The sequence below is a fragment of the Pararobbsia silviterrae genome, from assembly GCF_003628125.1.
Classification (GTDB): domain Bacteria; phylum Pseudomonadota; class Gammaproteobacteria; order Burkholderiales; family Burkholderiaceae; genus Pararobbsia; species Pararobbsia silviterrae.
Map to the genome: position 1 here is coordinate 1,158,371 of NZ_RBZU01000001.1, position 11,451 is coordinate 1,169,821.

Here is an 11,451-nt window from a genome sequence, read left to right on the forward strand (position 1 = left end):
GTGCCGATCGTTCGTGTGTTCTTCAATCCATGAAACGGCCGCCGGACAGATTCAGCGTCTCGCCGGTCACGTATCCGGCATCGGCTGACGCGAGGTAGAGCGCCGCGCGGGCGGCTTCTTCGGCGCGCCCGGGACGTCCGACCGGGATGCCCTTGATCGCTTCGGCGGGGTCGTGCATCGCGGCGACCTGGACGTCGAACAGCGCGGTCGCGATCACATTGACCGTGATGCTGGTCGGTGCGAGTTCGGCGGCCAGCACGCGCGAGAAGGCAATCAAGCCGCCTTTGGCGGCCGCGTAGGGCGCGACGCGGCGATGCACGCCGGTCTTGCCCGACATCGAGACGAACGACACGATGCGTCCGCCCTTACGTGCCGCCTGCATGCGGCGCGCGGCCTCCTGGATGCAAAGGATCGGACCGATCAGCTCGGCGTCGATCGTCTGACGGTAGACATCGGCGCCGATGTCGAGCGCCGCCTGCGTCGTCACGGGAGGGGGCACGAGAATCAGCGTGGACAGGCTCGACGCGGGCTCGCCCGGTATCGGCGCGCATGCGTCGAGAAAGGCCGCGACGGACACGCGATCGAGCAGATCGAGGGCAACGGTTCGCGTCGCGCCATCGAGTTCCGCGTGCGACGGATCGCCGGCCACGTTCAGCCGCCCGGCCACCACGCGCGCGCCCTGCGCGGCAAACGCCTTGACCACCGCCGGCCCCACGCCGACGTTCGCGCCGGCGATCGCCACCGACGCCCCCGAAAACTCGTTCATCTCGTCACTCCGTTTCAACCTGCCCGCGCATCGCTGCCGCATCGCCCGCCTGGCGCGCTGTCGTAGATGCGCGACATGTTTTGAAATTGAATTCCACTCAAAAGTGGATACACATTGATGTGCAAGTATAAAACTCGGAAGCGGGCCGTCAAGCGACTTTTTCCCAGCGGGCGATTTGGTGCGACATCTGTATTGAGGATCGAATATCCCGTCAAACAGGCGTTTTTCCCTGTTTCATCAGGCTTTTGTCGAGCGAATATCAGGGATTTTACTGAGTCAACGAAACGTAATATTTTGTTCAAAAACGCTTGACGCAGCGCTTTTGAACGTATGTACTTCGCCTCGTTGTGCATCCACTTTTTGATTTGAGCCGTCGGATGCAGCGGCAATTCGGTCGACACCAGGCACAGGTCGCATGGCGAGCCAGTCGGTCAGTGGGCCGTACCATCGACACCTCGTCGCCGCGTCCTTCCGGGACGCGGTCTGGCAACTGACAAAGGCTCGCCCTCGCGCGCCAAGGAAAATGAAATGAACAGCGGTGATCAGGCAGGCATCCTTTCCACGGAAAAGCGGGACGCGCGCACACCGGCGCTCGCGAGCGCCGTACCGCGCTATCGCTGGGTCGTCCTGATGGTCACGTGGATGGCGTTTCTGCTCAGCTATGTCGACCGTGTCGCATGGAGCAGCGTCGCCGCGCCGGTCGGACAAACGATGGGCCTGGCCGTCGGCATGCTCGGCGCCTTCGTCACGGCCTTCTATGTCGGGTACGTGATCGCCAATGCCACCGGCGGCGTGCTGACCGATGTGATCGGCGGCCGGCGCATGCTGATCTTCGCGCTCATCGCGCTGGGATTCGCGACGTTTGCGTTCGGGAATGCGCAGTCGCTCGAGTTCGGCATCGCGGCGCAAGCGATCATGGGGATCACGGCCGGCGCCGACTATGCATCGGGCTTGAAGATCATTTCATCGTGGTTCGACCGAGACCGCGGTATCGCGATGGGCATCCACGCGACGGCCACCTCGCTTGCGGTCATCGTCTGCAATCTGACGGTGCCCGCGATTTCACAGGCTTATGGATGGCAGATGGCGTTCAAGCTGCTCGGCGCGCTGACGCTCGCGTGGAGCGTCGTGAGCTACTTCACGCTGCGCGAGAGCCCGAATACGGCGGCGCGCACGCGGATCACGCGTTCGGATGTCTTTGCGCTGTTTCGCAATCGCAATCTGATTCTGCTGGCGATCGCGGGTTTCGGCGGCTTCTGGGGCACCGTCGGTTTCGCGGCCTGGGGCAATGCACTGATGACCAAACAGTTCGGCATCTCGCCCGTGCAGACCGGCTCGATCCTCGCGGCGTTCGGCATCGGCGCGGTCGTGTCGAAGCCGATACTCGGCCTGCTGCGCGACTGGCTCAGCGGCAAGGCGGGCAAGTATCTGCCGATCGCCTGCATGGGATGTTTCGCCGTGCTGCTCGTGGTGTTCGGCCAATGTTCGACACCGGCCGCGTTTTATCTGCTCGCACCGGTGCTCGGCGCGGCCGCGTTCGGCTACACGCCGCTGCTCTCCGTGTTGGCCACGAGCGCGGCGGGAAAGCACGCCGCCGGTGCGACGGCCGGACTCGCGAATGCCGTCTGGCAGCTTGGCAGCGCGGCAGCGCCGATGGTGGTCGGCCTGATCTACGCGCACACGCATTCGTTCCATCTCGCGCTTGAAACGCTGGCGGCGGGGCCGCTCGTCGGCGCGATCGTGCTGAGCTTCTTGCGGATGGTCTGATTTCGCGTGTTGTCATGCGTTGCGATGGGCCGGGGGGCCGCCCATCGAACGCCGGCCTGGCGTGCCGCCATGTGCGTCTGAGCTGAATACCGTTTGCTCGATCTGAATCCGACGCGGGTTGAACCGCGTGGGGCGTGCGGGGTTTTGTCTGTTTGCGGTGAATTCGAAATCCGAATGCATGGATTTCGCCTGGGCTTTTTTTGCACGATTACAAGAGGAGAACTAAATTGAAGTCACGCAGGATTTCGAAATTGCTATCGACGATGGCCGGCCTGGCTGTCACGGCCGTCGCGGCGCCCGCGTTCGCGCAAAACAGCGTCACGCTGTACGGTATTGCCGACAATGGCTTCATGTACCAAAGCAGCGCGAGCACGCTCGGCTCGAATAGCGGCGGACAAAGCAAATTCCAGATCGCGTCGGGATTGTGGACGCCGAGCCGATGGGGTCTCAAGGGCAGCGAAGACCTCGGCGGCGGATTGAAGACGATCTTCCAGCTCGAAAACGGCTTCAGTATCGATAGCGGCGCGGCGTCGCAAGGCGGGCTCGAGTTCGGACGGATCGCGATCGTGGGCCTGTCGAGCGACACCTACGGGACGGTCACGGCCGGCCGCAATTACACGCCTTATCTGCTGCTGCTCGCGCCCTATGGGCCGAGCAAGTGGCTCAGCATGCACCCGGGCGACGTCGACGGACTCGACTTCACGTTCCATATCAACAATCAGTTGATGTACATCTCGCCGAAGATCGCGGGCTTCACCTTCGGCGCGTCGTATGCACTCGGCGGCGTGGCGGGCAGCCTCAATCAGGGCTCGACGTGGAGCACCGCGCTTCAGTACGACAACGGACCCTTCGGCATCGGCGTGGGCTTCTTCCGCGTCAACAACTCGACGCCGGGCGGCGGCGTCTACGGCACGGCTTCGACGGCGTATTCGGCCGGGCAGGCGTCGCTCTCGGCGCTGACCAACGGCTATCAGACCGCGCAGGCGCAGCAGCGTTTCGCCATCACGAGCGGGTACAAGTTCAGCGATGCGCTGGATCTCGAAGTCTCGTATTCGAACGTGCAATACATCCCCGGGATCAATTCGTCGTACCGCAACACCGCGACGTTCAACACGGGCGGCATCCTCGTGCATTACAAGCCGACGGTGGCCTGGGATCTCGAGGCCGGTTACGCGTACACGCGCGCGACGAAGGCGAACGGTATCAGCGACGAGGCCCAATACAATCAGTTCAACCTGACGGAGTCGTATGCGCTGTCCAAGGCGACCAGCGTCTACGCATTCGAGGCGTATCAGCGTGCGAGCGGACAGACGCTCGGCACGAACGGCGCGGGCGACGTCATTTCGGCCACGGCGTCGATCGGCGACTACTTTCAGTCTTCGCCGTCGTCGTCGCAAAGCCAGGTGGGTCTGATCGTCGGGGTGATTCACCGCTTCTGACCGCCGCCCGCATCGACGGGGCGGTGCGGGACGCGGCGACTTCGGTCGCCGCGTCTGAAGCCCGACGCCGTGGACGCGCGCGCTCGAACACGCTCGAACGCGCGTCGCCGCTCCGCCGACGAGCCATCGATACCGGCCGCCGCGCGAATCGAATCGCGTTGAATCGAAGCGCGCGGCGCGGCGGCATCGCTTTAACCGACGATTCCATCATGAAGGTTTTGAGAACTCTCCCGATCGCGGCAAGGCTGGGCATCGGTTTCGGCATCGTGCTGCTGTCGCTGTGTCTGCTCGGCGCGTCCGCGATGCTGCAGGTGTCGCGCGTCTATCGCGCGTCCGACGATCTCGCGCGCAACCGGCTGCCGACCGTCCAGACGCTCGATGAAATCCGGGCATCGATCAACACGATCCGACGCGGCACGCAGGGTGCGCTCATCGCGACGAACGCGGAGCAGAAAGCGCTGCCGAAACGCAAGCGTCTCGAAGCGATCGCCCAGCTCGACACCGCGCTCGAACGCTATCGGGCGTTGATCCGTTCGCCCGATGAAACGGCGCTGTTGACGCAGTTCGAAACAGCATGGGCCGCATATATGACGGCCGATACGCAGATCAACACGCTGACCGACCGCGGGAGCGCGGACTTCGACGAAGCGCGCGATCTTGCGTCTAGCCAGTCGTCTCACTTGTTCGCGGTCGCGTCGCAGATCATCGAGCGGGATGTCGAACTCAATCGCGACGCGGCCGACGCCGCGGCCGCGGGCGCCGAGAACGACTATCGCAAGACTGTCGCGCTGAGTGCCGCGCTGATCGCGGGCGGCGTCGTGTTGAATATCCTCGCTGCGATATGGATCACGCGGTCCATCGTGCAGCCCATTCATCGTTCGGTGCAGGTCGCGCAGACGGTGGCCGAAGGGGATTTGACGTCGGTGATTACCGACGAGGGCAGGGACGAGACCGCGCAACTGCTGCAGGCGCTCCGGGACATGAACGAGCGGCTCGCGGACATCGTCGGCCAGGTGCGCACGAGCAGCGACAGTATCGCCACGGCGTCCGCGCAGGTGAGCGCGGGCAGTCACGATCTGAGCCAGCGCACGGAGGAGCAGGCGGCGTCGCTTGAGGAAACCGCGTCGAGCATGGAGCAGCTCACGGCGGCCGTCAGGCAGAACATGGAGAATGCGCGGCAGGGCAATACGCTCGCCGTCGCGGCGTCCGCGCTCGCGTCGCGCGGCGGCGACGTGGTCGCGAGCGTCGTCGATACGATGAAGGAGATCAGCGCGAGTTCGGCCAAGGTCGCCGACATCATCGTCATGATCGAAGGCATCGCGTTTCAGACGAACATCCTTGCGCTCAATGCGGCCGTGGAAGCGGCGCGCGCCGGCGAGCAGGGCCGGGGTTTCGCGGTCGTGGCCGGCGAAGTGCGGACGCTCGCGCAGCGCAGCGCGACGGCGGCGCGGGAAATCAAGGATCTGATCGGCGAGTCGGCGGACAAGGTCGATGCGGGCTCGCGTCTGGTCGACGAGGCCGGGCAAACGATGCGGGACATCGTGCATTCGGTCAAACGCGTCGCCGATCTGATGGGCGAGCTGTCGGCCGCATCGTCGGATCAGCACACGGGCATCGAGCAGATCAGCGGCGCGGTCATGCAGATGGACGAGACGACGCAGCAGAACGCAGCGCTCGTCGAGCAGGCGACGGCCGCCGCGGCGTCGATGGCGCAGCAATCGGGCGCGCTGCGCGATCTGGTTTCGACGTTCCGGTTACGGGCCGCTTAAGCGCGCGTCGCGTGCCCGCCGCTTTTACTGCGACGACCCATGCTTGAACGATTCGAGTTCGCTCGTCACCCGTTCGTTTCGCACGCCGTTGCTGCTGTAGTACTCCTCGACGGATTTGACCCATCGCCCGATCTCGGGAACGTACCAGAATGCCTTGTAAAGCCGGCCCGTCGTCGTGACGGACGGGACCTTGCGCGTTTGTGCGACGGCGGCTGCACCGGTTTCCGTGACGACGGTACCGCCGGTCGCGGAGCGAACAGGGGCCGTCTGCGCGGTCCAATCGCCTTCGGCTTCGACCTTGATGGCGTCGAATTTTCCGGCGGGGACCTCGATGTTTTCGATGCCGACGACCTTGAAACGTTCGTCAAGCGATTCGGAATCGTGTTTGGGATTCGGATGCGCTTCCGTATATTTCACATTCCACGATTTCCCGGTCGTCAGCGGAAAAGACAAGGGTTGATTGACGAGCGTTTCTGTGCCGTTCACATTGCGCGACCGGCTCCAGTCAATGCCGGCAATCATTTCGCGCGATGCCTGCGTGGTGCCCGCTTGTTTTGCTTCGTAATAAATGCGGTCGGACGTGATGTGCGTCACGACAATCTCGTCATGCGTTTGCCGCCATCCGTTCGGGCCGGTTTCCACGGTATCGACGTAGGTCCACGTGTCGCCCGTGGCGAGCGTGGGCGCGGGTGCCGACTCCGCATGCACGATTGCCGTCATCCCCATTGCCGCCAGCCAAAGCACGCCTTTATTCGTTTTTTTCATGAGCGATTTTTAATGTGCGAATTCGAACGCGATTCAATATCGCGGCTTTCGAAAATCTTTCGTTTTGTGATCGGATTTGAATTAAATCGAGATCGAGATGTGCGCGATGATGCTAGTGGCAAATGGGGATATTTGCAATCGCGCAGGGCGGTATCGATAAAATCGAAAATCCGTCGCGGCGGGCATGCGAGACGGCTCCGCACACAATCAAAAGCATTTCAAGGCGGCGCGCCAAGGCGGCGCGCGCAAGCGAGTACGGACTTTCTCGAGCGCGCTGCCGTCCTCGTGAATCAAAACTCCGCGACGACGAAATCGTCCTTGCCCACATCGCATTCGGGGCAGCGCCAATCGGCGGGAATATCCTCGAATCGCGTGCCGGCCGCGATGCCTTCTTCGGGCAGACCGTCCTGCTCGTTATAGATCCACCCGCAGATCAGGCAGATCCAGGTCTTGAATTCCACGACTTCGGTCACGTCAGTACTCGCTTGTGTCAGTGCAGCAAAAGCATGCGAAGGCGCGATTCTACCCGCTTGGCGCGTCGCATTATCGTTGGAACCCCCGCGCCCGCACGCGGACCGCCCCGCATCGAAACGGCGGAGTCCCGGGCCGCGCAAACGCACCCCGGTACAATAGCGGCCTTTCCGACCCACTCCCTGTGCCATGTCGCTGTTCTCTATCTCGGGCGCGCATCTCGCGTTCGGTCACGTGGCGTTGCTCGACGGCGCGGACTTCTCTCTCGAAGCGGGCGAGCGCGTCGGCCTGATCGGCCGTAACGGCGCCGGCAAGTCGTCATTGCTCAAGATCGTCGCGGGCGAATCCAATCCCGACGACGGCTTGATCTCGCGTCAGCAGCATCTGACGACGGTCTACGTTCCCCAGGAGCCGGTCTTCGATCCCGAGGCGACGGTCTTCGATATCGTCGCGTCGGGGCTCGGCGACACGCGCGCGTCGCTCGCCGAATTCGACGACGTCGCGCACAAGCTCGCCGATCCCGCCCACGATCATGACCACGACGCGCTGCTCGCCCGCATGAACGCGCTGCAGGCCCGCCTCGACGCGCGCGACGCGTGGAACTGGCAAACCCGCGTCTCGACGACGCTCCAGCAACTCAATCTCGACGGCGAGGTCAAGGCCGGCGCATTGTCGGGCGGTCTCCAGAAGCGTCTCGCGCTCGCGCGCGCGCTGGTTTCGAAGCCCGATGCGCTGCTGCTCGACGAGCCGACGAACCACCTCGACTTCGACTCGATCCGCTGGCTCGAAGAACTGATGCTCGCCTTCACGGGCAGCCTGCTGTTCATCACGCACGACCGCTCGTTCCTCGACCGCGTCGCGACCCGCATCGTCGATCTCGATCGCGGCAAGCTGCTGTCGTACCCGGGCAATTTCACGGCCTATCAACAACGCAAGGCCCAGCAGCTCGAAGTCGAACAGGTCGAACAGGCGAAGTTCGACAAGCTGCTCGCGCAGGAAGAGGTCTGGATTCGCAAAGGCGTCGAAGCACGCCGCACGCGCAGCGTGAGCCGCATCGAACGCCTCGTGAAGATGCGCGCCGAGCGCAGCGACCGGCGCAACGTGCAGGGCAATGTCCGGCTCGAAGTCAGCCAGGGCGAGAAGTCGGGCAAGATCGTCGCGGAACTCGTCGACGTCTCCAAATCGTATGGCGACCGGCGCATCGTCGATGCGTTCAGCGCGACGCTCATGCGCGGCGACAAGATCGGTCTCGTCGGTCCCAACGGCGCGGGCAAGACCACGCTGCTCAAGCTGATCCTCGGCGTGCTCGCGCCCGACAGCGGCAAAGTCCGCACGGGCACGAATCTCGAAGTCGCGTACTTCGATCAGATGCGCGCGCAGCTCGACCCCGAGCGCAGCCTCGCCGATACGATTTCCCCGGGCAGCGAATGGATCGAGATCAACGGCACGCGCAAGCACGTCATGAGTTATCTCGGCGATTTCCTGTTCTCGCCCGAGCGCGCGCGTTCGCCCGTGCGTTCGCTCTCGGGCGGCGAGCGTAACCGTCTGCTGCTCGCGCGATTGTTCGCGCGGCCCGCGAACGTGCTCGTGCTCGACGAACCGACGAACGACCTCGATATTCCGACGCTCGAACTGCTCGAAGAACTCCTGGCCGACTACGACGGCACCGTGCTGCTCGTGAGCCACGATCGCGCGTTCCTCGACAACGTCGTGACGTCGGTCATCGCGGCCGAAGGCGAGGGCAAGTGGCGCGAATACGTCGGCGGTTTCAGCGACTGGCAAGTCCAGAAGGCGCGTGCCGACGAGATCGTCCGCGCGGCTGAGGCGGCCGGCAACGCGAATGCCGCGGCCGCGGCCAAGGCCGCGCCGAAGGACAGCGCCGCGGGCCGCAACGCGCAACGCACGGTCAAGCTCTCGTTCAAGGAACAACGCGAACTCGAAGCGCTGCCCGACCAGATCGCGGCGCTCGAAGCCGAGCAGAGCGAAATCGCCGCGAAGCTCGCCGACGGCTCGATCTACGGTAAGGACGCGAAGGAAGCGCAACGGCTCGTCGAGCGCACGGCGGCGATCGACGACGCGCTGCTCGAAGCGCTCGAACGCTGGGAAGCGCTCGAGGCGAAATCCACCGGCAAGGCGTGATCGGCACGGCGCGCGAGACCGGAGCGCAACACCGGGCCGCGCATCGGTCACATCCCGCTCGCCGGTCGCCATTACAATAGCCTCGCCGAATCGGCAGGGCCGCCTCGCCACCGCGCCTCGGCGCGACGCTCATTTTTGAGGCGCGGGTGTCGAGGCCCTTGTTTCCTATCGGGTTTTTGCAGAACTCCCTGGCTTGTCCACGCAGTTGTCCACAATCCGTGGGGATAACCGGACGACGCGGACGCGCGGCGGATTCGATCCGCATGCGTCGGCACGCTTGATGCGTACCGCGTGGCCTCGCCAGGCCGTTCAGCCAGATACGCAACTCAGTCTCCAGCGCAACGGGCTATGTCCACAAAGAAGCCAACACCGTCATACAGCGAAGCCTCGATCAAGGTGCTCAAAGGGCTCGAACCGGTCAAGCAGCGACCGGGCATGTACACGCGCACCGAGAATCCGCTGCACATCATTCAGGAAGTCATCGATAACGCGTCCGACGAAGCGCTCGGCGGCCACGGCAAGCAGATTCTCGTGACGCTGCATGCCGACGGATCGGTCAGCGTCGAGGACGACGGCCGCGGCATTCCGTTCGGCATGCATCCCGAAGAGAAGGTCCCGGTTGTCGAGATCGTCTTCACGCGTCTGCACGCGGGCGGGAAATTCGACAAGGCCGCCGGCGGCGCCTATACGTTTTCGGGCGGCCTGCACGGCGTCGGCGTGTCGGTCACGAACGCCTTGTCGACGCGTCTCGACGTCAAGGTCTGGCGCGACAACAAGGTCGCCGAACTCGGGTTCGCGCACGGCGATGTCGTGCGCGCGCTCGAGGTGCATGCCGCCGCGAAGGGCGACAAGAAATCGGGCACGCGCGTGAGCGTCTGGCCCGATGCGAAATATTTCGACTCGGCGAATCTGCCGCTCGCCGAACTCCAGCGGCTGTTGCGCTCGAAGGCGGTGCTGTTGCCCGGCGTCGAAGTGATCCTCTCGATCGAAAAAAGCGGCGAGCGTTTCAGCTGGAAATACGACGCGGGCCTGCGCGGTTACCTGCTCGAAGGTCTCGGCGACGCGGAGCCGCTGATCCCGCTGTTCGAAGGCGAACGCTTCGCCGACGGCGCGCGCGGCAGCGACGACAACTTCGCCGAAGGCGAAGGCGCGGCCTGGGTCGTCGCGTGGACCGAGGAAGGCGCGCTCGTGCGCGAGTCGTACGTGAACCTGATTCCGACGCCCGCGGGCGGCACGCACGAGGCGGGCCTGCGCGAAGGCCTGTTCCAGGCCGTCAAGAGCTTCATCGAACTGCACAGCCTGCTGCCCAAGGGCGTGCGCCTGCTGCCCGAAGACGTGTTCTCGCGCGTCTCGTTCGTGCTATCGGCCAAGGTGCTCGACCCTCAATTCCAAGGCCAGATCAAGGAGCGACTCAATAGTCGCGACGCGGTCCGGCTCGTCGGCTCGTTCACGCGGCCCGGGCTCGAACTCTGGCTCAATCAGCACGTCGATCAAGGCCGCAAGCTCGCGGATCTCGTCATCAAGCAGGCGCAAGCGCGCACGCGCGCGGGCCAGAAGGTCGAGAAGCGCAAGAGCTCGGGCGTCGCGGTGCTGCCCGGCAAACTCACCGATTGCGAGTCGACCGAACTCGGCCGCAACGAGTTGTTCCTCGTCGAGGGCGATTCGGCCGGCGGTTCGGCGAAGATGGGCCGCAACAAGGAATTTCAGGCGATCCTGCCGCTGCGCGGCAAGGTGCTCAACACGTGGGAAACCGAGCGCGATCGCCTGTTCGCGAACAACGAAGTCCACGATATCGCGGTCGCGATCGGCGTCGATCCGCATCACGCCGACGACACGCCGGATCTGAGCAACCTGCGCTACGGCAAGATCTGCATCCTTTCCGACGCGGACGTCGACGGCTCGCATATCCAGGTGCTGCTGCTCACGTTGTTCTTCAAACACTTCCCGCACCTGATCGCGCGCGGTCACGTCCACGTCGCGCGGCCGCCGCTGTTTCGCGTCGATGCCCCCGCGCGCGGCAAGAAGCCCGCGCAAAAGCTCTATGCGCTCGACGACGGCGAACTCGAGGCGATTCTCGACAAGCTCCGCAAGGACGGCGTGCGCGAATCGCAGTGGACGATCAGCCGCTTCAAGGGGCTCGGCGAAATGAACGCCGAGCAGCTCTGGGACACGACGATGAATCCCGATACGCGGCGCCTGATGCCGGTCGCGCTCGGCGAGCTCGACTACCCGTCGACGGTCGGCACGATGAACATGCTGATGGGCAAGGGCGAAGCGGCCGCGCGCCGCGGCTGGATCGAGGAACGAGGCAACGAGGTAGAGGCGGATATCTGAT

At 64.2% G+C, this 11,451-nt stretch carries 9 protein-coding genes; 5 read left to right on the top strand and 4 right to left on the bottom strand.

The annotated features are described in order from the left end of the window. Positions 1–22: 22 nt before the first annotated feature. Both D7S86_RS05260 and D7S86_RS29005 read right to left on the bottom strand, forming a co-directional pair. Positions 23–766 (bottom strand): SDR family NAD(P)-dependent oxidoreductase, encoded by a 744-nt coding sequence (locus tag D7S86_RS05260; protein ID WP_121084039.1) that lies wholly within the window; start codon positions 764–766, stop codon positions 23–25. 14 nt (positions 767–780) lie between these two features. Next, on the bottom strand, positions 781–1,167 hold the full coding sequence (locus tag D7S86_RS29005; RefSeq protein WP_147432235.1) for a hypothetical protein: 387 nt from the start codon (positions 1,165–1,167) through the stop codon (positions 781–783). A 127-nt stretch (positions 1,168–1,294) separates the two neighbouring features. On the opposite strand from D7S86_RS29005, the gene D7S86_RS05265 reads away from it, so the two are divergent. The 3 genes from D7S86_RS05265 to D7S86_RS30405 all read left to right on the top strand — a co-directional run bounded on the left by D7S86_RS05265 (position 1,295) and on the right by D7S86_RS30405 (position 5,741). Then, positions 1,295–2,533 (top strand): MFS transporter, encoded by a 1,239-nt coding sequence (locus D7S86_RS05265; RefSeq protein ID WP_121084041.1) that lies wholly within the window; start codon positions 1,295–1,297, stop codon positions 2,531–2,533. 263 nt (positions 2,534–2,796) lie between these two features. Further along, positions 2,797–3,972: a porin gene (locus D7S86_RS05270; protein WP_121084042.1), complete on the top strand. Its 1,176-nt coding sequence runs from the start codon at positions 2,797–2,799 to the stop codon at positions 3,970–3,972. A 209-nt stretch (positions 3,973–4,181) separates the two neighbouring features. After that, positions 4,182–5,741, top strand: coding sequence for a methyl-accepting chemotaxis protein (locus tag D7S86_RS30405; RefSeq protein WP_121084367.1), 1,560 nt, complete (start codon positions 4,182–4,184; stop codon positions 5,739–5,741). A gap of 24 nt (positions 5,742–5,765) precedes the next feature. Here D7S86_RS30405 and D7S86_RS05280 read toward each other — a convergent pair whose 3' ends face one another. After that, a complete protein-coding gene (locus D7S86_RS05280; RefSeq protein WP_121084045.1) occupies positions 5,766–6,506 on the bottom strand; it encodes a hypothetical protein in 741 nt (246 codons plus the stop codon). Positions 6,507–6,796: 290 nt separating this feature from the next. Next, the gene (locus tag D7S86_RS05285; RefSeq protein WP_121084047.1) at positions 6,797–6,979 is read right to left on the bottom strand and encodes a rubredoxin; all 183 of its coding nucleotides are present in this window, start codon (positions 6,977–6,979) and stop codon (positions 6,797–6,799) included. 187 nt (positions 6,980–7,166) lie between these two features. Between D7S86_RS05285 and D7S86_RS05290 the strand changes: the two genes are divergently transcribed. Both D7S86_RS05290 and D7S86_RS05295 read left to right on the top strand, forming a co-directional pair. Next, on the top strand, positions 7,167–9,116 hold the full coding sequence (locus D7S86_RS05290; RefSeq protein WP_121084049.1) for an ATP-binding cassette domain-containing protein: 1,950 nt from the start codon (positions 7,167–7,169) through the stop codon (positions 9,114–9,116). A gap of 348 nt (positions 9,117–9,464) precedes the next feature. Next, a complete protein-coding gene (locus tag D7S86_RS05295; RefSeq protein WP_121084051.1) occupies positions 9,465–11,450 on the top strand; it encodes a DNA topoisomerase IV subunit B in 1,986 nt (661 codons plus the stop codon). The last annotated feature ends 1 nt before the right edge of the window (position 11,451 follow it).

Excerpts from the sequence above, each read along its gene's own strand:
- D7S86_RS05270 (WP_121084042.1), top strand. The coding sequence starts at position 2,797 with ATGGCCGGCCTGGCTGTCACGGCCGTCGCGGCGCCCGCGTTCGCGCAA.
- D7S86_RS05295 (WP_121084051.1), top strand. The coding sequence starts at position 9,465 with ATGTCCACAAAGAAGCCAACACCGTCATACAGCGAAGCCTCGATCAAG.
- D7S86_RS05265 (WP_121084041.1), top strand. The coding sequence starts at position 1,295 with ATGAACAGCGGTGATCAGGCAGGCATCCTTTCCACGGAAAAGCGGGAC.
- D7S86_RS05260 (WP_121084039.1), bottom strand. The coding sequence starts at position 766 with ATGAACGAGTTTTCGGGGGCGTCGGTGGCGATCGCCGGCGCGAACGTC.
- D7S86_RS30405 (WP_121084367.1), top strand. The coding sequence starts at position 4,182 with ATGAAGGTTTTGAGAACTCTCCCGATCGCGGCAAGGCTGGGCATCGGT.
- D7S86_RS05280 (WP_121084045.1), bottom strand. The coding sequence starts at position 6,506 with ATGAAAAAAACGAATAAAGGCGTGCTTTGGCTGGCGGCAATGGGGATG.
- D7S86_RS05290 (WP_121084049.1), top strand. The coding sequence starts at position 7,167 with ATGTCGCTGTTCTCTATCTCGGGCGCGCATCTCGCGTTCGGTCACGTG.